Raw genomic sequence first — 21,082 nt, 5'->3', positions numbered from 1 at the left:
TGATACCGCGCTGGGGAATTCTGATTCACGAACCCGAAGGTTCTGTCCCCTTTTTGCTGGCGGCGCGGGCGGGAGGGTGGTCGCGTGGCGAGGTGCGACGAGGGCTACCGGTGCGGGGTGTGCGGCCGCGACGTCGAGGCCATCGCGGACTCCGACCTGTACCTGCGGTACGTGCTCGGCGAGGTGCCGCTGGAGGTGCTCCACCGCCTCCCCGAGCGGCACGTCCGGTGCAACCCGGCGCTCGCGCAGTACGTCGCCGACCCCGCGTTCGAGCCGGTGCCGTGCGACGGCCCGTTCGGGAAATCGAACCTCGACCCCGCGTTCGTCGCTGATGAGGAGCGCCGCGTCACCCGCGGGTGGCGGCGGCTGCAAGCGATCCCCCGGCTCGGGCTGACCGTGCCGGAGTACCCGTTGAGCGTGACCCCCGACCCGGAGGAGGCGTGATGAAGGCGTTCAATGTGCTGGCGGCGCTCGTGCTGGTCGCGCCCGGCGTGCGGGCGGACGTGGAGTCCGGCCCGAAGGCCGGGGAGAAGGTGCCGGCGCTCAAGGCGTTCGGCGTGGTCGGCTCGGTCGAGGGCAAGGAGGCCGACTTCGCCGCCGACCGCAAGGACGCGCCGACGGTCTACCTGTTCGTGAAGGCCGAGGACGGCGGGCTCCCCGTCGGCGGCCGCCCGCTCGGGCGGTTCATGAAGGCGCTCGACACCGAGGCCGGTAAGCTCGACGGCGTCGCGGTCGTGGCCGTGTGGCTCGGCGACAAGGCGTTCGACAAGCACAAGGAGTACCTGCCGAAGATCAACATGTCGCTGAAGTTCGAGAGGACCTCGCTCGCGGCGTTCGACGGCGACAAGGCCGGCCCGAACAACTGGGCCGTGAACGCCGACGCACACCTGACGGCCGTGGTCGTACACAAGGGCAACGTGGTGAAGTCGTTCGCCTACGAGTCGGTGAACGAGACCGACGTGACGGCCGTGGTCAACGAGTTGAAGAAGGCGACCGACAAGAAGTGAACGGCCTGTCGAGCCCGGAGCGTGAGCGACCGGAGTGGCGGCGCGCACGCTCCCAGCTCGCCGAACACGCGAGGAGCGTTCGCGTGGAGATCCGCATCGCGGGCTACGTCGCGGCGAGCCTCACGCTCGAACGCGAACCGGCCCGGTGGCACGCGCTGGTCATGCTCGACTCGGACGTGCGAGAAACCGACTTCGTCCCGGCGCACACCCGCTCGCACCTGTTCCTGCGGTTCGTTGACATCGAGGAACCCCGCGAGAGCAAGCACCTCCCCAGCAAGTCGCTGCTCCGGGACGCGCTCCAGTTCGCACACGGGAAAGACAAGCTGCTCGTGAGCTGTCGGGCGGGCCGGGGCCGCAGCGTTGCCGTGGGGTACACGATTGCGTGTCAACAACTCGGAGTCGCCGAGGCGGTCAAGTTCCTGGACCCGACCCGGCACCGCCCGAACCAGTTGGTCGTCCGGCTCGGATCGGAACTCCTCGAAGACTCGACGGCGCTTACCGAGTTCGAGCGGTGGCGACGGGACAACGCGAACGTGCGCCTGTCGGACTTCTACGACGCCATGGAGCGGGAGTTCGACGCGCTCGAAGCCCAGGGCGCGACGAACAAGATCTGCGTGCCCCGTTCGCACCGACGGTGACGAAGAGAACGCGACGCCCCGGAACCGTCAAGGTCCGGGGCGTCGCGTTTACCTCAACCTCACACCAAATGGGCTCACGTCAGCGTCACGCTCGACAGGAAGTCGGCGTTCGCCTTGTGCTTGCTCAGTTGCTTCAGCAGCAGTTCCATCGCCTCGACCGGGTTCATGTCCGACAGGATCTTGTGCATGATGTACACGAGCCGCAGTTCGTCCTCGGAGCGGAGCAGCTCCTCCTTACGGGTGCCCGAGCGGTTCACGTCGATCGCCGGGTACACGCGGCGGTCCACCATGCGGCGCTCGAGGTGCAGCTCCATGTTGCCCGTGCCCTTGAACTCCTCGAAGATCACGTCGTCCATCTTCGACCCGGTCTCGATCAGCGCCGTGGCGAGGATGGTCAGCGAGCCGCCCTCCTCGATGTTGCGGGCCGCGCCGAAGAACCGCTTCGGCTTGTAGAGTGCCGTCGCGTCGAGGCCGCCGGAGAGGAGCTTGCCGGAGCCCGGCGACACGGTGTTGTACGCGCGGGCGAGCCGGGTGATCGAGTCGAGGAAGATCACCACGTCTGTGCCGTACTCGACCAGCCGCTTGGCCTTCTCGATCACCATCTCGCTGACCTGGACGTGCCGCTCGGGCGGCTCGTCGAACGTGCTGCTTACCACCTCGACCCGCGGGCCGAGGACGGTGCGGCTCATGTCCGTCACCTCCTCGGGCCGCTCGTCGATGAGCAGCACGATGACGTAGCACTCCGGGTGGTTCTTGATGACCGAGTTGGCCATCTTCTGGAGCAGCACCGTCTTGCCGGTCCGCGGCGGCGCGACGATGAGCCCGCGCTGGCCCTTGCCGATCGGCGTGATGAGGTCGATCACCCGCGTGTTCAGTTCGGTCGAATCGGTCTCGAGCCGCAGCCGCTCGTCCGGGTGGAGCGGGGTCAGGTCGTCGAACACGACCTTTTGCGTCAGCAGGTCCGGCTCGAAGTAGTTGATCGCCTCGACGCGGAGCAGCGCGAAGTACCGCTCGTTCTCCTTGGGCGGGCGGATCTGGCCGGCGACGACGGCCCCGGTGCGGAGCCCGAACCGGCGGATCTGCGACGGCGAGATGTAGATGTCGTCCGGGCACGGGAGGTAGTTGTAGTCCGGGCTGCGGAGGAACCCGAACCCGTCGGGCAGCACCTCCAGGGTGCCCTCGCCGAACATGAGCCCGTTGGCCTTCACCCGCTCCTTGAGGATGCGGAAGATCAGGTCCTGCTTCTTGAGGCCGACGAGTTCCTCCTTGGGAATGTTCTCGTCGCGGGCGGCCTTCTGCAGTTGCACGATGGTCATGTGCTGCAACTGCGTGATGTACGTGTTCCCCTTCTTGATCTCCTCGTACCGGGAGTTGGTCTCGGCGTCGAACCCGTGCTCGTTCGGGTCGACGCGGCCGCCCTCGGCGCGCGGGTGCTCGGGCCGCACGGGCTCGGGGCGGTGCGGCGGCGCGGGTCGCGCGGGGGGCTCGTGGCGCACGGGCTCGGGCCGCTCGGCGCGTTCCGGCCGGGCCGGCGGCTCGGGCCGGGCCGGTTCCGCGGGTGCCTCGGCGCGGGGAGCGGGGCTCGGGCGCTCGGCCCGCGGGGCGGGCGGCGGTTCCGGGACCGCGGCCTCCGGGGCCGGGGCCGGTTCCTTCGCGCGCACCGGGGCGGGCACGTCCACGATCCCGGTGGAGAACCCGTCGTCGTCCGCCGCGGCGGCCACCGGCCGCGGCTCCTCGACGGGGGCGTCGGTGCTCTTTCGCGCCCGGGGGCGCGTGGTGCGAACGGGCTTGGCGGGTTCGGCTTTCGTATCGGACATGGGAGTTACAACCTCAGCGGCGGGCGATCCAGAAGGCGGGTTCCGGCCTGCCGCGGGCGGGAGAGCGGTCGCGCTCCTTGAACGCCGGCGGCACTGCGGCTACAGACCGGAACCAACTCGGGGCGGGGTGGGAGGCGGGGCGGCTATTCCGGGGCCGGTGCGCCGCGGGCGGCGCCCTCGACCGCCGGCCCGATCCGCACCCCCCACTTCCCCAACAGACGATCCACGTGCTCCTGCAATTCGACCGGACCGGCGTCGTTCACGAGTATTTCATCGGCCCGCGCCCTCTTCTCGTCGGCGGGCCACTGGGCCGCCTCGCGGGCGGCCAGGTCGGCCTCCGTCCAGCCACTGCGAGCGGCGAGGCGGGCCAATCGAACGTCGCGGGGCGCGTCGACGTAGGCGATGCGGTCCATGTTCGCGTGCCACCCGGCCTCGAACAGCACCGCCGCGTCCACGACCACGAACGGAACGGCCGGGTGCGTCATCGCGCTTTCGATCGCGGCCGCGCACCGGGCGGTGATCCACGGGAACACCATCCCTTCGAGTGCGCGGCGCTCGTCGGAGTTCCCGAACACGACCCGGCCGAGTTCGCGGCGGTCGAGGGAGCCGTCGGGCTTGCACACCCCGTTGCCCCACCGCCCCGCGGCGGCGGCCAGTACCTCGGGCTGCCGCAGCGCCTCGTGGCCGAGCGCGTCGGCGTCGATGACGAGCCCCCCGCGGAGAGCAAAGCACCCGGCGGCCGTGCTCTTCCCGGCCCCGATGCCGCCGACCAGCCCGATCACCGGCTTCGGCCCGTGCTTGAACTGGTGGGCACTGTTTGGCGCCTGCTGGTTAGACATCGCTCACGTCCAGCCAGTTCGGGCCGGCGGCCACGTCCACGCGCAGCGGCACGTCCAGTTTCATCGCGCCCGCCATTTCCTCGCGGGCCAGGGCGGCCAGTTCGGCCACCTCACCGGGCGGGGCTTCAAAGACCAGTTCATCGTGGACGGTCAGAAGCATTTTCGACTGCAACTTCCGGGCCGCGAGCCGGTCGCGGACCGCGAGCATGGCCTTCTTCATCAGGTCGGCGGCCGACCCCTGGATCTCCATGTTGATCGCCTCGCGCTCGGCGTTCCCGCGGCCGCGGTAGCTCGAGTTCGGGTTGATCGCGTCCGGGCTGAACGTCCGCTTCCGCCCGAGGATCGTGCCGACGACGCCCGTCTCGTGCGCGTTCGCGAGCAGCCGCTGCTGGTAGTCGAGCACCTTCGGGTACCGGGCGAAGTACGTGTCGATGAACTCCTCGGCCTCCTTCCGCGGGATCGCGAGCCGCACCGACAGGCCGGTCGCGCTCATCCCGTACAGGACGCCGAAGTTCACCGTCTTCGCCACCCCGCGCTGCGCCTTCGTGACCCCCTCCTCTGCCACCTTGAAGATCTGCGCGGCGACGGCGGTGTGGACGTCGCGGTCGGCGGCGAACGCGGCCCGCAGCGTCTCGTCCCCGCTGAAGTGGGCCAGCAGCCGCAACTCGATCTGCGAGTAGTCGGCGGCCACCAGGGTCCACCCCTCGCGGGGCACGAACGCCCTGCGGAGCTGTGCCCCCTGCTCGGTCCGGGCCGGGACGTTCTGCAGGTTCGGGTCGCTCGAACTCAGTCTCCCGGTCTCGGCCGCGGTCTGGTTGAAGGACGTGTGAACCCGGTGCGTGTCCGGGTTCACGATCGCCGGCAGCACGTCCACGTAGGTGTTCTTGAGCTTCGTCACCTGGCGGTACGCGAGGAGCCGCCGCGGCAACTCGTGGCCCAGCGCCGCGAGCCGCTCGAGCGACTCCTGGTCGGTGCTCGGCTCGTTCTTGATCCCCGTGCGCTTCTGGACCGGGAACTTCTGCTCCTCGAACAGCACCTTCTGGAGTTCCTTGAGCGACGCGATGTTGAACTCGCGGCCCGCGAGCGCGTGGACCTCCTTCACGAGGCCGGCGACCTCGGCCGCCATCTCGACGCCGAGGTTTTGGAGGAACGGCACGTCGACGCGGATGCCGGTGCGCTCCATCTCCGCCAGCACGCCGACGAGCGGCAGTTCCAACTGCTCGTACAGGTCGCGGAACCCGGCGCTTACAAGTTCCGGCTCCAGGCGGGCGGCGAGCTGGAAGGCGGTGTCGGCATCCTCGCACGCGTACTTGCCCACCGTGGCCGCGGGCACCTTGTCCATCGTGGTCTGCTTCTTACCCTTCCCAATCAGCTCGCTGATCTTGATATTCGTGTGGCCCAAATAGTCACGGGTCAGGTCGTCGAGACCGTGCGCCCGCGCCCCGGGGTGGAGCAGGTAGTGCGCGATCATCGAGTCGCCGGCCACGCCCCGAAGGTCTACGCCGTTCGCCGCGAGGACGATCGCGTCGAACTTGACGTTGTGGTTCCGCTTCTCGACCGCGGCGTCCTCGAAGACCGGCTTCAGCGCGGCGAGCGTGGCGTCCGGGTCGAGCTTCGGGTCGTCGGCCGGCGCCCGAACGGGGAGGTAGTGCGCCTTCCCCTTCTCCCAGCAGAAGGCGTAACCGACGATCTCCGATTGCAGTGGGTCGAGGCCGGTCGTTTCGAGGTCGAAGACGAGCGCCTTCTGGGCCTTCAACTCCGGGAGGAACGCCGCGAACCGCTCCGGCGTGTCGACGAGTTGGTACCCCGAGAAGTCCCAGTTGTCGGCGGGTTGCGGCGGCTCGGGCGGCTCGGCCGCGGGCGCGTCCCCGGCCGCGGGCGCTTCGCCCATGAGCGTGTCGAACAGGCTCGGGCCGGTCGGTGCGGCGGCCGCTTTCTTGCCGCGGGGGGCACGGGCCGGCTTACCAGGGGCCGCCTTCCGCTCGCCCGCGGGGGCAAGGCCTGCGACTTCCAGCGCCGCCGCGTTCCTGGCCGCGCCGCTCGCGGTGAGCGTCTTGCGGACCCGCTCGGCGAAGCCGCGGAACCCGAACTCGTGGAACAGTTCCAGCAGCCGCGGGCCGTCCCAGTCGCGCCGCTTCCAGCCGTCCCAGTCGAACGCGACCGGCACGTTCGGGTCGAGCTTCACCAACTGCCGGCTGAGCGCGAGCTTGCCGGTTGCGATGGCGTCCTTGAGTGCCTGCTTCGTCTTCGGACCGCCGCTGACCTTGTCCGGGTTCGCGATTATCGCGTCGAGCGAGCCGAGTTCCTGGATCCACTTGGCGGCGGTCTTCGGGCCGACGCCGGGGACGCCGGGGATGTTGTCGACCGAGTCGCCGACGAGCGCCTGGAAGTCGACGACCTGGTCGGGCCGCACGCCCCAGTCGGCGAGGACGCCGGCGGCGTCGAGCACCTCGTAGTCCTTGCGGAGGTTCAGCATCTTCACCCGGTCGGTGACGAGCTGGCGGCAGTCCTTGTCGGACGTGCAGAGGAACACGTCGAGCCCGCGGGCCGCGGCGGCGGCCGAGACGGTCGCCATGACGTCGTCGGCCTCGTACCCCGGAGCGACCAGGAACGGGACGCCCATGGCCTCCATCACCTGCTGGATCATCGGCTCCTGGGCGATCAGGTCCGCGGGCGGCGGGTCGCGGTGCGCCTTGTAGTTCGCGTCGAGGGTCTCGCGGAACGTGGGCTCCTTGTGGTCGAGCGCCGCGATGAGGTACGCGGCCCCGCGGTCGTACAGGTTCATGAGCGCCCGGGTGACGCCGAACACGGCGTTGGTCGGCCGGCCGTCGGGGGCACTCATCGGCCCGACCCCGAAGAACATCTGGAAGATCATCCCGTGGGCGTCAAGCAGGTACAGACTGCCCGCGGGGGCCGGGTCCGTCATTCGTGGGGAACCTTGTTGTTCGTACGCGGCGGGCGCGAGCCGGGTGAGAGTAACGGTGACCGGTGGCGGGGCGACGTGGCGTCGCCGGATCGATCGAATGACCTGAGTCCGGGGAGCGGTGGCTTCCAAAAGGATATGGGCGGGTGCGGCCGGGTGTCAAGGTCGGATCGCGGTCCCGCCGACGGTCGCGGACCAGACACCCGACCGCCACGGACGCCCGGCGGTGCCGACAACTTGCCCGGAGTGGCCTACGATTGTCACACGGCGACGTTCGTAGCCCCTTCGGAACGGGCGTTCGAATGGGGACCGGGCGGACCCGCACGGGGCCGGGGCGACTCCGTGAAGTTTTTGTCGCAGGCACTTGCACCCCCACAAATCGGGGGCTAGAACACGGTTGCACTGAGAACCCGATCGGCGGTCCGACTGACCCGGCAGCGGTTTCGCCCGCCATCATTCCCTCAACCTATCCGCTCGGAAGGGGACCAGACATGGATTTTCTTGGTAACACGTGGGTCATGGTCGGCATGGCCGTGGCGCTGCTCGCCTTGATCGGCCTGATGATCTTCCTCCGCATGAAGCCCAAGGACGAGGATTGATTCGCGGCCCGTGCCGGGCGGCTATCGGGTGCCCGACTGGCGGCACCCCCTCTCCGGTCCCGTGACGTGATCCCGGCGGCCGGCCACCTCCGGACGGCGCGACCCGCGGAGCGGGTCGCAACACTTCCTACCGCGGCCGCGGCTTCTGCCCGTACTCGCCGACCGTCACCGCCACAAGCTGCGACTTCCGGTCCCGCCACACCAGGAGCTGCACCTTCTGCCCCGGCGGCAGCGCCGACACCAGGTTGATGAGGTGGTTCTCGTCCCGCAGCGCGACGTCCTCCAGTTTGAGGATCACGTCCCCCTGGCGCAGCCCGCCGGCGGCGGCCGGGGTCCCGGGGTGGACGATCTCGACCAGCGCGCCGCTCACCCGGCTCAGGCCGAGCCGCAGCGCCTCGGCCGGGTCCAGTACGCTCGCCAGTTGCACCCCGAGGTAGCCGCGGGTCACCGCCCCCTTCTCGATCAACTGCCCGGCGACCCGCTTCACCAGGTTCGCCGGGATGCTGAACGACACCCCGCTGTTGTCGCCGCTCTTCGACGCGATCGCCGTGTTGATGCCGACCACCCGGCCGTCGAGGTCCACGAGCGGGCCGCCGCTCGACCCCGGGTTGATCGCCGCGTCGGTCTGTAGGAACTCCTTGATGCGGATCGTCGAGCCGAGGTTGATCTGGCCGCGGTCGCTCGCCGAGATGATCCCGTGCGTGACCGTCTGGTTCAGGCCGAACGGGCTCCCGAACGCGAGCACCCACTGCCCGCGGTGGACCCGGTCGCTGTCGGCCAGGTCGATCGCCGGGAGGGTGTCGTCGTCGAGGTGCAGGAGCGTAATGTCGGACTCGGCGTCGGCCCAGATCTTCGACGGCTGAACGATCCGCCCGTCGGACAGGGTGACGTACACCTTCGCGGGCTCGGCGGCCCCGACGACGTGGTTGTTCGTGATCGCCACGACCCCGCGGAGCCCGGGGAACTTGACCATCACGCCCGAGCCCGACTCCTCGACCGGCTTCCCCTTTGCCGTGGGGTCGGACTGCGGGGGCTTCACGGCGTCGACCGCGACCACGGCCGGGCTCACCTTGCGAATGGTGGCCTGGAACCGGTCGGACAGGGCCGCCGGTTGCGGGTCGAACTCGGCGGACACCTGGGCGGGAACGGGCGGGAGGGGCGGGCGGGCGGTGGCGCTGCCGGGCGACCGGAACACCGCGTCGGCGACCACGCCGCCGGCGAACGAGCCGCAACCGCACACCGCCAGGAACGCGAGCTTCGACTTCATGGTCCCACCCGTCGGGTCTCGGGGTCGCACAGGTTCGGGGGCGCTCGGCGCGACGCCGCACCACCTCCGGCGCGGAATCGCTCAAGTGCGCCCCCCGACACTCTACGCCGGGGCCGGGGCCGGCCGTGAGCCGGTTCGCGTTCGCTGAAAGGATTTTGTGGGTCGCGCGACGGGATTAAACGAACAAAGCCCGCAGCCTGTGCGGGCCGCGGGCTTCGCGTGATCGGCACGACCGGTGCGGGCCGTGTAACGTCACTTGCTCATGTCGATTTCGAGGTCGGAGAGGCGGACGTCGCGCTCCTCCATCGGGTTGCCGCCGTCGGACAGCCGGCCCCAGTCCTCTGCCGAGCGGCCGTAGAGCCAGCCGCCCTCGGCCTCCATCTCGCGCTGGCACTTCACGCACAGGGTGCTGTACGGGAGGGCGTTGAGCCGGGCGACCGGGATGGTGAGCGAGCACGCCTCGCACTTGCCGTACACGCCGGCCTTGAGGCGGCGGAGCGCCCGCTCGATCTGGGCGAGTTCCTTCGACTCCAGTTCGGCGAGCGTGGAGGCGATCTCTTCGCCGCTGGCGTCGAACGCCGCGTCGGCCGCGTCGCCGGAGGCGGACGAGTGCTTGACGTGGGCGAGGTCCTCGAGTTCCACGCCCAGGCGCTTCCGGAGTTCGGTGCGGCGCGTGATCAGGGTCTTATGTAATCGGAGCAGCGCGTCTTGCCGTGCCATGATCCATCACCTCCCCGGTAGTCAGCTTCCGGTCGGTCCGCGGGAGCCTGAGTGGGTGTAATTGTGTCGCAGATTGGACCGAGGGTTTGAGGGTGAATTCGCTCCTCACCAGTTCTATTTCCCCCGGAAATACTATAGGCGGCAACTCTTGCCGTTTCAAAAATTCGTCACAAATCTGTGACCGAATCTCTGAGTTTGGGATCGGGCAAGGCAGGTTCTGCGGTTCCTGCCACACCACGCCCCAACTCCTATCAGGCCGTTAGACGGCGGCCAATCACTTCAAGATTCAGGAATTCCGGCTGAGTTCGTGCGGCGGGTTCGGAGGCAACGTGATGGCCGTGTCCCGACAGTTCCAAACGGAGAGGTCTCTGTGCGAATCAGGTGCCGAAGGGCGAATGCTGGACAGTTAGTGGGAAGTGGACTGCACACTTTGTGATCACATCGAGTCACCGCGAGCAGGATTTGAGACGAGAAGAGTTCGAGCCGCTGCGGGAGAAGGTTGCGCGAGGTGGGGGACATAGAGGGCCGGCGCGGTCCGCTGATCCGTTTCTCAACACGAGGTGTCTCGAAACGGATCACCGTAATTCCCGGTCGCGCGAGGCGGGATCGGGACGCTCAGTCGGTGTTTGTATTCGTCTCGCCCCCGTTGCGGGTCGCGATGGCCGTCTGGGTACTGGAATCGATCGACGTGCGGACCGACCGCACGCTCCCGTCGGAGAACACGAAGTTGCACACGCCGGTGTGCCAGCTCCCGAACTTGGCCCCGGTCTCGGTCGTGGTCTTAGCGATGGTCTGCGACCCGAGCATCCGCATCGAGTGCCCCTTGTCGCCGTTGTAGGCGTGGCCGTCGCCCTGGGCCGGGTCGCCGAACGTGCCCGGGCGGACGTGCTTCTCCCCGGCCATCGCGGTGCTGCTCGTCCCGTCGGTGATCTCGGTCAGTTTGATGCCCCGCTTGAACGGTGTGCTGCCGACCGGGAACGCGTCGAGCATCCGGAACACGCCGTTGGCCTCGGGGGTCTGGTTCCAGTAGTCGCCGGTGGTCCCGATGCACGCGGCGTAGTCAGCGACAGCGCCGGTGATTACTGCCGTGCCGCCGTCCATCGTCTCAGACGCAACCGGCGCGTCCGCGGCCGACCGGCGGCTGGCGCAGAAGTACGCGGCGACCTTCCCCTCGCGGGCCGCGGCGGTCTGGCTCGGGTAGTTGTTCTTGATGTTCCACTGGGCGTACAGCGGCCCCTGCTCCATGTACGGGAGGATCTCGACGAGCCAGGTATAGTAGGTGTCACGGCGGGTGGTCGGCAGGTTGCCGATCGCGTCGTGGTGGGCGTGCAGCGCGATGCCGATTTGCTTCAAGTTGTTCGAGCACTTCATGCGGGCCGCGGCCTCGCGGACCTTTTGAACGGCCGGCAGCAAGAGCCCGATCAGAATAGCAATGATTGCAATCACCACCAGCAACTCGATGAGCGTGAAACCGAACCGCGGTCTGGAGCGAACCATGGAGACGCCTCGCGTCAGGAGATGGGGGAGAGCGAAGGATTCGTACCTGCTATGATCCGAACGGCGATCGCCGTTTACGGCACCGTCACAATACCCCCCGGGTCGGGAGTGGCAATGTATTATCCCATACGCTTTTGCGGTCTCAGTTTGGCTGCGTTACTTTTCGCGGGTTGCGGCACAGGAATGGCTCCGGTCCGCGGAAAGGTCGTCTACCCTGACGGCTCCGCCGCAACGGACCTGAAGGACGCGCAGGTTGTATTGGAGGGGGTCGGCGCGGACGGAAAGGGGTACAGCGCCTCCGGCACCATCGACGAGAACGGAAACTTCGCCCTCATCACGGAACGGCCCGGCGACGGGGCGGTCCTCGGAAAGAACAAGGTGCTCATCGCCCCCTACATGCCCGCACCGGACCGCATCCCGCCGCGGATCATCGACACGAAGTTCGAGGCGTTCGCGACGTCCGGCCTCGAGGCCGACGTGACCGCCGGCGGCCCGAACGACTTCACCTTCACCGTCGAACGCGTAAAGGCGGAACCGACGAGGGCCGCCAAGAAGTAGCCACAACCCCTGGGAGGGCCGGCAATGGTCATCGTACTCATGGGCGTCTCGGGTTCGGGGAAGAGCACGGTGGGCAAGGTGCTGGCCGAGAAGCTCGGGTGGCCGTTCGTCGAGGGCGACGACTTCCACCCCGCCGGGAACGTCGAGAAGATGCGGGCCGGCACCCCGCTGACCGACGCCGACCGCAAGCCGTGGCTCGCCGCCCTACGGGACCGCATGGACGGGGCGCTCGCCCGCGGCGAGAGCGTCGTGCTGGCGTGCTCGGCGCTGAAGCACGCCTACCAGGACTACCTGGAGCGGCACGACCCGGCCCGCGTCCATTACGTGTACCTGGAGGGCTCGGAAGAGGTGATCCGCGAGCGGCTCGAAGCCCGCACAGGGCACTTCATGAAGCCCGGCCTGCTCCACAGCCAGTTCGAGGCGCTGGAGCCCCCGACCGACGCCGTGCGGATCGACGTCCGCGAGACCCCCGAGAACGCCGCCGACGAGATCCGCCGGAAGCTCGGGGTCTGATCCTCAAGGCGACCGAACAAAGGTCGGTCACCCGCTCCGCGAGTGACACCAGTCGCACGTCGCAGCGCACCGGAGACCGGAGACCACCGCCGCGCCGGGGGTGGGACTCGCGGAGCGAGCCGCCCACCAGGACCCGACCCTCGCAAAAGTGGTGCGGTCCTTGACGCGCCAGATATTTGCGTATACAAGTAGGTCATTGCGGGGGGCGGGACGATGGCCGGGCCGACGACGATCGAGACGATTGCCACGACCTGCATCGCCGGGCGGCTGCGGTTGCTCAACCGGGTGGTGACCAACTTGTACGACGATGCGCTGCGCCCGTTCGGGGTCAAGTTGAGTCAAGGCAACGTCCTCGCCGTCACCGCCAAACTCGGCGTCGCCCGGCCCGCTGAGGTTTGCGCCATCCTGGAACTCGACACCTCGACCCTCAGCCGCACCGTGGAGCGGATGGTGGCGAACGGGTGGCTCGAAATCCTGCCCGACGACGACGGCCGCTCGCACCCGTTCCGGCTCACGGCCGAGGGCCAGCGACTCATGGAAAAGGCAATTCCCGCCTGGGAGGCGGCCCAGGCCGTGGCCAAGGAGCTCCTGGGGGCCGACGGCCTGCGGTTGCTCGACGCCGCCATCCAGCGGGTCAAGTCGGCCCGGACCAGGTGACTTTTTTTGCGGATATAGTTGCATACACAAGTATCGAGGCCCCCGCCATGCCGTCGACCCCCCTGCCCGTTCTCGGCGAAGTCGATTCGCCCCCGAAACTCGACGCCGCACGCCTGCGGCGCCTCGCCCTCGACTGCGGGGCCGACGACGCCGGGGTGGTCGCGATCGGGCACCCGGCCCTGGACGACCAGAGGGCCGACATCCTGAGGTTCTACCCCCGGACGAAGGCGCTCCTCGCGGTCGTTTGTCGGATGAACCGGGAGCCGATCCGCAACCCGGCCCGATCGGTGGCGAACCTGGAGTTTCACTCCACCGGGGAGGACGTGAACGACGTGTGCCGGGCGGTCGTCACCGCCCTGGAGCGGGACGGCGTCCCGGCGATCAACCCGCCGATGGGGTTCCCGATGGAGGCCGAGCGGTGGCCGGAAAAGATGTGGGTCGTGTCTCACAAGCCAATAGCCGTTGCAGCCGGGCTGGGCATGATGGGCATCCACCGCAACGTCATCCACCCGAAGTTCGGCAACTTCATCCTGCTCGGGACGGTGCTGCTCGGCGTGGAAGCGACCGAGTACGACCGGCCCATCGACTTCAACCCGTGCTTGTCGTGCAAACTGTGCGTGGCGGCGTGTCCGGTCGGGGCCATCGCGCCCGACGGTCGGTTCGACCTCGCCTCGTGCTACACCCACAACTACCGGGAGTTCATGGGCGGGTTCGGCGACTGGGCCGAACACGTCGCCGACGCCAAGAGCGGCCTCGACTTGCGGAAGAACGTGACTCGCCAGGAAACCGTCTCGGTCTGGCAGAGTCTCGCCTTCGGCCCGAACTACAAGGCGGCTTACTGCCTCTCGGTCTGCCCGGCCGGGGAGGACGTGATCGGGCCGTTCCGGGCCGACCGCAAGGGCTTCTTGAACGAGATCGTGAAGCCGCTCCAGGCGAAGGAGGAGACGGTGTACGTGGTGCCGAAGTCCGACGCCGAGGACCACGTCACGAAGCGGTTCCCGCACAAGCCCGTCAAGCACGTCCGGGGTACGTTGCTCCCCCGGAGCATCACCGGGTTCCTGAGCGGGATGCCGCACACGTTCCAGCGGGGCCGGTCGGCGGGGCTCAGCGCCGTGTTTCACTTCACCTTTACGGGGAAGGAACCGCGAACGGCCACGGTCGTCATCCGGGACCAGACACTTCGGGTGGCGGACGGCCACGAGGGAACCGCCGACCTGCGGTTGACCGCCGACAGCGAGACGTGGCTCGGGTTCCTGGCGAAGGAGCGGAGCCTGGTGTGGGCGCTCCTGCGGCGTACGATTCGGATCAAGGGGTCGCCGCGGTTGCTGGTCGCGTTCGGGAAGTGCTTTCCGTCGTGACGGGCGCGGGGAACCGGCGTTCCGGTTCCCCCCGCCCGCCTCACCCCGCGGACTTGAGGTACAGTGCGCCCGCAAGTTACAGCCGGGCCGTCGGCGTGCTGGCCGAGCGGAGCCGCAGGAGTTGGTACGTCAGCCCGACAAGGTACGCGGCGAGCAGGCCGAGCCGCACCGGGAGCAGGGCCGGGTCGGCCGCGTTCGCCGCGAATGGGTGCCCCACCGGGACGTGCTTCAGCACTTCGGTCGTCGCGAACACCATCAGGAGCAGGTAGGTCGTCGAGAGGGCAACCGTTTGTACGTACCCGTTGCGGCGCCACTCCCCGCGCACCGTGACCGTGCCGACCGCCAGGAGGGCCAGCGTCACCAGCGTCAGCACCTGGCCCGGCGTGAAGCCGAGCCGCGGGACGAACGCGAACGCGGTCACCGACCCGACAAGCACCGTACCCAGGTACCACTTCCCGAGTTGCGTCCGCGGATCGACCCGGCCCTTGCGGGCGAACGCGAGCAGGCCGAGCCCGACCGGGAGGACGCTGACGGCGGTGTGGGCCAGGGTGAGGGCGGTTGAGGTGGTCACGGCGAGTCTCCTTTGGTTGCAACTTGAAACCGTTAACTGACGGGGTATACTGAAGGGTTCGGTTTCACCTTGCAACCAATCCGAAAAATCTCTCGCGGAGCCCCCGTGAAGTGCACCTGCGACGACAAGGAGATGAGCCGGATCGCGGCGACGAGTTCGCGCCGGCGGACGGCAAGAAGGGGAAGTCATTGCGGGTCGAGTTGTGAGCGGCCGACGGCCGCCAGGTGAGTCTGGAGGACTTGCGGTCGCTCCGCCCGTAATCACCGAGGAACAGCAAGGGTTACGTCGGACACGGTCGTCGTCGGAGAAGAAAACAGAACCGTGTCGGTGGGTCGGCAAAACCGGCCCGCCGACACGGTTCTGGCCGCGACGCGCAGGATTCTGGCAAAGTGAGAATTGGGAGAGCGGGATACGAGAGTCGAACTCGTCTCACAGCCTTGGGAAGGCTGGGCACAACCGATATACCAATCCCGCAACACAGGCGATTTTAACGAACCCGCTGCCGCCTTCAAGCCCTCTTTTTGATTCCTCGCCCGGACCCCGGGTGCGTTGTTGCACGTCCCGCGGCGACCGCTTAGAGTGCGTTCACCCACCACGGTGAGAAGAGCGTCATGGGCGACCGACTGGCCGCGTTCGTGTCCGCCGTCACCGACCGGGTGTTCGGCCCGGTGTTCACCCTCGACGCGACGCGGGCGGGCCGCCGCTGGTCCACGTTCGCCCTCCGCTGGTTCTACCTCCTCTGCCTCGTGTTCGTGCTGGCGATCTTCTTCTACGCCTGGCGCAAGGACCTGAACGACGCCCGCACCGTCGACCCGAACGTCCTCACCCGGTTCGCCGAGAACTTCTTCTGGGTGTACTCGGTCACGCAGTTCCTGCTGGTCGCGGCCGTCACGCCGGGGGTCACCGCCGGGGCGATCACCGACGAGAAGGAGCGGAAGACGCTGCACTTCCTGCTCGCCACCGACCTCTCGGGCCGCGAGATCGTGCTCGGCAAGCTCGCGGCCCGCGTCGGCGCGCTGATGACCCTCGTCCTCGCGGGGCTGCCCGTCATCGCAATCATGCAGTTCTTCGGCGGGATCGAGCCGCGGTTGCTCCTCGTCGCCGTCGGCATGACGACCGTGAGCGTCGTGTCGCTGGCGGCGCTCGGCGTGGTATCGTCGGTGCTGCTCCCGCGGACCCGCGACGCGATCATGCTCGCCTACGGCCTGCCGGTGGTGTACGTGTGGCTCTCGCTCTGGGCGTGGTCCGACGCGCAGTACGCCTCCGAGCCGGCGCTGGTCGAGGCGGTGCGGTTGTTCGCGTGCGGGAACCCGTTCGTCGCGGCGCGCGAGATGGCCCGCACGCTGAGCGTCGATGTCTTCCCGGCGCCGGCCGCGTGGTACGTCGGGTTCCACGCGGCGTTCGCGGCGGCGGCGATCGCGGTCGCCGCGTGGCGGGTGCGGAGTTCGGTCCGGACCGAGGGCGCGGCGGCCGCCCCCCGCAGCGCGGCGGCCCGGCTCCTGGCGTGGGTGATGGGCCGGCGGACCAACGCCCGGTGGCACCCGCAACTGCGGGGCGAGCCGGTGCGGTGGCGCGAAATGTACGTCGAGCCGGGGAGCGGCAGCGGCGTCGTGCAGCGGGTGTTCGCGGCCGCCGTGCTCGGGTGCGTGTTCCTCCCGTTCCTGAGCATCGTCGCGCAGTTCCTCATGACGGTGTTCGACGAGCCGTACTCCGGGCGGCGGTACTGGCGGAGCCCGCTGGAAGAGTTCCGCAGCTCCACGAAGGTCTGGTTGTGCGTGGTGACGTGCCTATTCGGGCTGCTGGTGCTGCTCCGCACGACCGTCCGCGGGGCGTCGGCGGTCGCGGGCGAGCGGGACCGCGACACCTGGGTGAGCCTCGTCTGCACGCCGCTCACGGTCCGCGAGATCCTCCACGGGAAGTGGTACGGGTGCGTGCTGGGCCAGAAGGACGCCTTCCTCCTACTGGGTGTGGTGTGGGGGATCGGCGTCACCACGCTGTCGGTGAACGTGGTCAGTATCGCCCTGACGGCGGTGGCGCTGGCAGCGTACATGAACGTGTTCGCGGCGCTGGGGCTCTGGGCGTCGGCGACGGCCCGGAACTCGCGGGTGGCGATCGCCCGGTCGGTGCCGCTGGCGCTACTACTCGTAGGCGGCTACTGGTTCTTCCTGAGTTGCTGCTGCGCCGGGATCGGCATCAGCGGCGGCGGGAGCGGCACGGGCGAATTGCTGGGATACGGGATGGCGTTCGTGGCGGCGGCGACCCCGGCCGTGGTGCTGGGTGGCCTCCCGGCCCTCGATTTCGAGGTGTTCCGCGAAGCGTCCCGGCGCGAGTCGTCCGGGTTCCTCGTGGTGGCCCTCGGGTGGGTCATCGGCATCGCCGGGTGGACCGCCCTGGCCCTGTACTGGCGCGAGCAGGCGCACGACGGGTTCGCACGCGAGGCGAACCGCGACCACGAAATCCCGGGCGCTAGGCCGCGCCGCCCCCGGACCGAACCGCGTGGGGCAGACCGTCCCGATAGGTGGAGTGACCGGGGGTCCACCTGAGCCGCTCGCGGGCGGCGCGGTTCGAGACGCGGCGGTTCGCGATTCCGGGCTCGGGGCGGTGGTCGAACTTCGCCGGCACCCCGAGCAGCTCCCCCAGGAGCGTGTAGAACGCCCGGCGCGTGGGCGGTTCGTCGTCGGCGACGTTCAGCGTCGCGCCCGCCACGGGCGCGGACTCCGCGGCCAGCACCGCCCCGACCCCGTCGTCGACGTGAACGAGGTTGAGCCAGCGGTCGGCGTCGCCGGCGAGCGGGTCGCCGTTCAGGATCGGCTGCTTGCGGAGGAGGCGGTTCGGGCCGTAGATCCCCGCGAACCGCAGGACGACCGCGTCGGGCCGCCGCTCGCGCAGGAGCCGCTCGGCCGCCAGCACGACCCTCCCGGACTCCTCGAGCGGCTCGGTCGCGCTGGCCTCGTCCACGAGTTCGCCGCCCGCCTGCGCGTACACGCCGGTGCTGGAAACGTAGACGAACCGGTCGCACGCCGGCAGCGCGTCGAGGACGTTCGCGAGCCCGCCGACGTAGACGTCGCGCATCGAGTGGCCCGCCGAGCGGTCCATTCCGACGGCGTACAGGACCGTCGCGGCCGCGGGGAGGTTCCGCAGGCTCGCCGGGTCGGTCACGTCGCCGGCGACCGGTTCGACGCCGAGGGCCGCGAGCGCGGCGGCGTTCCCGCGGGTGAGCGCCGCGACGCGGCGGTCGGCGGCGACCCACCGGGCCGCGACCCGGCGGCCGAGGTAGCCGCACCCGACGATCAGGTTCGGCCGGGTCGTAACGTCAAGGGGTGACATTGGTGTGTCGTTGCCCTAAAAGGTGTGTGGGGTGTGCCGCCGCCCGCACCGCGATTGTAGGCGGGGCGGGCCGCCCGCGACCAAGGCACCACCCGGGCATCCGAGTACCACAGCCACATGCCTGAGCCGGACCGATCGGGCGACGCGCCTCCCCCCGTCGCCGCGGAGCCCGCCGGCGGTGCCGCCGCGCCGCCGGTTCCGGCCGCGCCCGCCCCCGTTCCGCCGGACGCCGCGCCGGCCGACCTGGTCCGCGCCCCCGGCCGCCGCGAGCGGCTCGCGTGGTACGCCGGCACAACGCTGCTCAGTTGCGTCCTCGTGTTCCTCGGCCTGCGGCTCGACGTCGCGGACCTCAGCGCCCCGTTCTACTACGACCTCGACTCGCTCCTGATCCTGCCGATGGTGAAGGCGACCGCCGAGCGCGGGTTCGGCGGGCACTGGGTGAACGAGCGGATGGGCGCGCCCGGCGTCCTCGAACTGCACGACTTCCCGGTCATCGACCACCTGCACTTCCTCGCCCTCTGGGTGCTGTCGAAGGCCGTGACGAACGTGGTTGTGCTCTACAACCTGTACTTCCTCCTCACGTTCCCGCTCACCGTGCTGACCACGATGGTCGCGTGCCGGCACCTGGGGCTCACGCTCCCGGCCGCCGCGGTCGGCGGGATTCTGTACGCGTTCCTGCCGTTCCACTACCAGCGGTGGGAGAACCACTACTTCCTCGCCGCGTACTGGATGATCCCGCTCGCGCTGCTCCCGGCGTTCGACCTTACCCGCGGCCGGCTCCCGCTGTTCCGCCGCGGCCCCGACGGCACCCAGCGACTCGACCTCAAGAGCTGGGCCGCGGCCCGGCTCGTGGTGCTGGCGCTGGCGACCGCGTCGGCCGGGGCGTACTACGCCTTTTTCACCTGCGCGCTGATCGCGTTCGCCGGGGTGTACGCGGCCGCCGGGGTGCGGTCGCTCCGGCCCCTCGCGTCGGCCGCCGCGGTCGTTGGCCTCGTGTTCGCGTTCGGCATCCTGAACCACGCCCCGACCTACGCGTACCAGGCGAGGTACGGCAAGCACCCGATCACCATGCGGTTCCCGGAGGAGGCCGACTACTACGGCCTGAAGGTCGCGCACCTGGTCCTCCCGACCGAGGACCACAACCTCCGCGTGCTGAACGAGGTGAAGTGGCTGTACAACTCGTCGATGCGGCCGAGCGAGACGGAGAACCGCTCGGCGTCGCTCGGCGCGGTCGGCGCGCTCGGGCTGGTCGGGCTGGTCGCCCTGGCGGTGCTGCCGGTCCCGCGGCCCTGGCCGTACGGCCCGCTCGTCGGGATGACGCTGTTCACGGTGCTGCTCGCGACCATCGGCGGGTTCGGGGCCGTGTTCAACCTGCTCGTGACGGCCCAGATCCGCGGGTACAATCGCATCAGCGTGTTCACCGCGTTCCTGTGCCTGCTCGCGGTCCTGTGGGCGCTCGATCGGCTGTTCGCCACGCACCCGAAGGGGCTCCCGGTGCGGGTCGCCGCCGGGTTCGGGGTCGCGGCACTGGCCGCATTCACGCTCGGCGTCGTGCTGCTCGACACGGGGATGCGGGCGGTCCTCCTCTCACTGTGCGCCTTGATCTGGCTCGGTGCGCCAGTCGCGTACCTCGTGGCGAAGCGCCGCAACCCGGCCGCAGTCGAGCGTGCAGTGCGGCGGTTCGAGGCGCGGCTGCTCCCGCCGTGGTTCCCGTACCTCGCGTGGGCGCTGGTCGCGACCGCCGGGTTCTTCGACCAGACGCCGTTCGCGTGGTTCCGCCAGGGGATCGTCTCGACGATCGACGAGCAGGCGCACCGGTTCCGGGCCGACGCGGAGTTCTTCGAGGGGATCGAGCGGATGATGGCGACCGGCGCGACCGGCGCGCCGCCCCGGGTCTTCTGCCTGCCGTACTGCCCGTACCCCGAGGCCGCCGCGGTCCACCGGATGCCGCCCTACGAGCACGCCCGCGGGTACCTGCACACGAACGGGGTGGCGTGGAGCTTCGGCGCGACCAAGGGCCGCGAGGCCGACGTGTGGCAGCAGGAGGTCGCCGGGCTGCCGACCGACGAGTTCCTGCGGCGGGTCGTGTTCCGCGGGTTCGACGGGCTGCTCGTGGACCAGCGGGGGTACGCCACCACCAAGGAGGGGAACCGGGCGGCGGTCATCGTCGCGACGGTCCACCACCTGTACGCGAGCCTCGCGGGGAAGCCGGGGCTCCAACTGCCCGAGCTGATTCACCCGGACCACGAGCAGTTCTTCCTGGACCTGCGGCCGTACCGCGACCTGCTCCGCCAGCGGCTCACGAACCCGCCGTTCGACTACGAGACGTACGCGCGGAAGGAGCGCGAGCTCCCCTCGCTGCTGTGGCTCGCCGGGTTCTTCCGGACCGTGGACGAGAACGGCGAGCCGCACGCGGTGAAGCGGGCGACGTACCGGGCGACGGCGTGGGTCGTGAACCCGACGGACCGCACCCGGACGTTCACCGTGCGGGCGGTGTTCGGGACCGAGAACCCGGGCGCGTTCCACCTGCGGCTCACCGGCCTCATCGACGACGCCTTCGACGTGGACCGCGCGTCCGAGCTGTGGGACGCGAAGCAGTTCGGCATCCCCCGCACCTACCAGATCGAGGTGCCCCCGGGCCGGCACCGGGTCGACGTCCGCTGCACCCCGCCCCCGGGGTTCGTGCCGGGCGACGTCCGCAAGCTGTGCTACTACGTCCTCGGCGCCCGCATCGACGAGCCGTAGTCCCGCGTTCGCGGCCGGGCGGTGCCGTGGCGGGGCGGGCGGCGGG

Annotated in this window: 17 protein-coding genes and 1 tRNA gene; 9 read left to right on the top strand and 9 right to left on the bottom strand. The window is 69.5% G+C overall.

The annotated features are described in order from the left end of the window. Nucleotides 1-84 precede the first annotated feature (84 nt). From ACTIGN_RS08305 to ACTIGN_RS08295, 3 genes are all read left to right on the top strand, one after another. Complete coding sequence (locus ACTIGN_RS08305; protein ID WP_439622702.1) at nucleotides 85-444, top strand: hypothetical protein; 360 nt, start codon at nucleotides 85-87, stop codon at nucleotides 442-444. After that, the gene (locus ACTIGN_RS08300; RefSeq protein ID WP_439622700.1) at nucleotides 444-1,007 is read left to right on the top strand and encodes a hypothetical protein; all 564 of its coding nucleotides are present in this window, start codon (nucleotides 444-446) and stop codon (nucleotides 1,005-1,007) included. The genes ACTIGN_RS08305 and ACTIGN_RS08300 overlap by 1 nt, the downstream gene beginning before the upstream one ends. A gap of 83 nt (nucleotides 1,008-1,090) precedes the next feature. Continuing rightward, complete coding sequence (locus ACTIGN_RS08295) at nucleotides 1,091-1,645, top strand: hypothetical protein (protein ID WP_439622698.1); 555 nt, start codon at nucleotides 1,091-1,093, stop codon at nucleotides 1,643-1,645. 74 nt (nucleotides 1,646-1,719) lie between these two features. On the opposite strand, the gene rho is transcribed toward ACTIGN_RS08295, so the two are convergent. From rho to ACTIGN_RS08265, 6 genes are all read right to left on the bottom strand, one after another. Further along, nucleotides 1,720-3,462, bottom strand: coding sequence for a transcription termination factor Rho (gene rho, locus ACTIGN_RS08290; protein ID WP_439622696.1), 1,743 nt, complete (start codon nucleotides 3,460-3,462; stop codon nucleotides 1,720-1,722). Nucleotides 3,463-3,605: 143 nt separating this feature from the next. Beyond that, complete coding sequence (gene coaE, locus ACTIGN_RS08285; protein WP_439622694.1) at nucleotides 3,606-4,301, bottom strand: dephospho-CoA kinase; 696 nt, start codon at nucleotides 4,299-4,301, stop codon at nucleotides 3,606-3,608. After that, nucleotides 4,294-7,227, bottom strand: coding sequence for a DNA polymerase I (polA, locus tag ACTIGN_RS08280; RefSeq protein ID WP_439622692.1), 2,934 nt, complete (start codon nucleotides 7,225-7,227; stop codon nucleotides 4,294-4,296). The genes coaE and polA overlap by 8 nt, the downstream gene beginning before the upstream one ends. A gap of 723 nt (nucleotides 7,228-7,950) precedes the next feature. Next, on the bottom strand, nucleotides 7,951-9,090 hold the full coding sequence (locus ACTIGN_RS08275; protein WP_439622690.1) for a S1C family serine protease: 1,140 nt from the start codon (nucleotides 9,088-9,090) through the stop codon (nucleotides 7,951-7,953). 252 nt (nucleotides 9,091-9,342) lie between these two features. Further along, nucleotides 9,343-9,810 (bottom strand): TraR/DksA family transcriptional regulator, encoded by a 468-nt coding sequence (locus ACTIGN_RS08270; protein WP_439622688.1) that lies wholly within the window; start codon nucleotides 9,808-9,810, stop codon nucleotides 9,343-9,345. A 615-nt stretch (nucleotides 9,811-10,425) separates the two neighbouring features. Next, complete coding sequence (locus tag ACTIGN_RS08265) at nucleotides 10,426-11,307, bottom strand: DUF1559 domain-containing protein (protein WP_439622686.1); 882 nt, start codon at nucleotides 11,305-11,307, stop codon at nucleotides 10,426-10,428. Nucleotides 11,308-11,490: 183 nt separating this feature from the next. On the opposite strand from ACTIGN_RS08265, the gene ACTIGN_RS08260 reads away from it, so the two are divergent. From ACTIGN_RS08260 to ACTIGN_RS08245, 4 genes are all read left to right on the top strand, one after another. Further along, nucleotides 11,491-11,865, top strand: a complete 375-nt coding sequence (locus ACTIGN_RS08260; RefSeq protein WP_439622684.1) for a hypothetical protein — start codon at nucleotides 11,491-11,493, stop codon at nucleotides 11,863-11,865. A 24-nt stretch (nucleotides 11,866-11,889) separates the two neighbouring features. After that, nucleotides 11,890-12,378 carry a gluconokinase gene (locus ACTIGN_RS08255; RefSeq protein WP_439622682.1) on the top strand — a complete coding sequence of 163 codons (489 nt, stop codon included), beginning with the start codon at nucleotides 11,890-11,892 and terminating at the stop codon, nucleotides 12,376-12,378. A gap of 213 nt (nucleotides 12,379-12,591) precedes the next feature. Then, nucleotides 12,592-13,035 carry a MarR family winged helix-turn-helix transcriptional regulator gene (locus ACTIGN_RS08250; protein ID WP_439622680.1) on the top strand — a complete coding sequence of 148 codons (444 nt, stop codon included), beginning with the start codon at nucleotides 12,592-12,594 and terminating at the stop codon, nucleotides 13,033-13,035. 47 nt (nucleotides 13,036-13,082) lie between these two features. Then, nucleotides 13,083-14,393, top strand: a complete 1,311-nt coding sequence (locus tag ACTIGN_RS08245; protein WP_439622678.1) for an SCP2 sterol-binding domain-containing protein — start codon at nucleotides 13,083-13,085, stop codon at nucleotides 14,391-14,393. Nucleotides 14,394-14,469: 76 nt separating this feature from the next. Here ACTIGN_RS08245 and ACTIGN_RS08240 read toward each other — a convergent pair whose 3' ends face one another. Further along, nucleotides 14,470-14,964 (bottom strand): hypothetical protein, encoded by a 495-nt coding sequence (locus ACTIGN_RS08240; RefSeq protein ID WP_439622676.1) that lies wholly within the window; start codon nucleotides 14,962-14,964, stop codon nucleotides 14,470-14,472. A gap of 403 nt (nucleotides 14,965-15,367) precedes the next feature. Beyond that, nucleotides 15,368-15,438, bottom strand: a tRNA-Gly gene (locus ACTIGN_RS08235). A gap of 137 nt (nucleotides 15,439-15,575) precedes the next feature. Here ACTIGN_RS08235 and ACTIGN_RS08230 point away from each other — a divergent pair. After that, complete coding sequence (locus ACTIGN_RS08230) at nucleotides 15,576-17,507, top strand: ABC transporter permease subunit (protein ID WP_439622674.1); 1,932 nt, start codon at nucleotides 15,576-15,578, stop codon at nucleotides 17,505-17,507. On the opposite strand, the gene ACTIGN_RS08225 is transcribed toward ACTIGN_RS08230, so the two are convergent. Continuing rightward, entirely contained in the window at nucleotides 17,431-18,291 is an 861-nt protein-coding gene (locus ACTIGN_RS08225; RefSeq protein WP_439622672.1) for an SDR family oxidoreductase, read from the bottom strand. The genes ACTIGN_RS08230 and ACTIGN_RS08225 overlap by 77 nt on opposite strands. A gap of 117 nt (nucleotides 18,292-18,408) precedes the next feature. Between ACTIGN_RS08225 and ACTIGN_RS08220 the strand changes: the two genes are divergently transcribed. After that, on the top strand, nucleotides 18,409-21,036 hold the full coding sequence (locus ACTIGN_RS08220; protein ID WP_439622670.1) for a hypothetical protein: 2,628 nt from the start codon (nucleotides 18,409-18,411) through the stop codon (nucleotides 21,034-21,036). The last annotated feature ends 46 nt before the right edge of the window (nucleotides 21,037-21,082 follow it).

It is taken from the genome of Gemmata sp. (assembly GCF_051859125.1).
GTDB lineage: Bacteria > Planctomycetota > Planctomycetia > Gemmatales > Gemmataceae > Gemmata.
The sequence above is the reverse complement of the archived record's forward strand: the minus strand, read 5'-3'. Positions and strand labels throughout refer to the sequence as shown.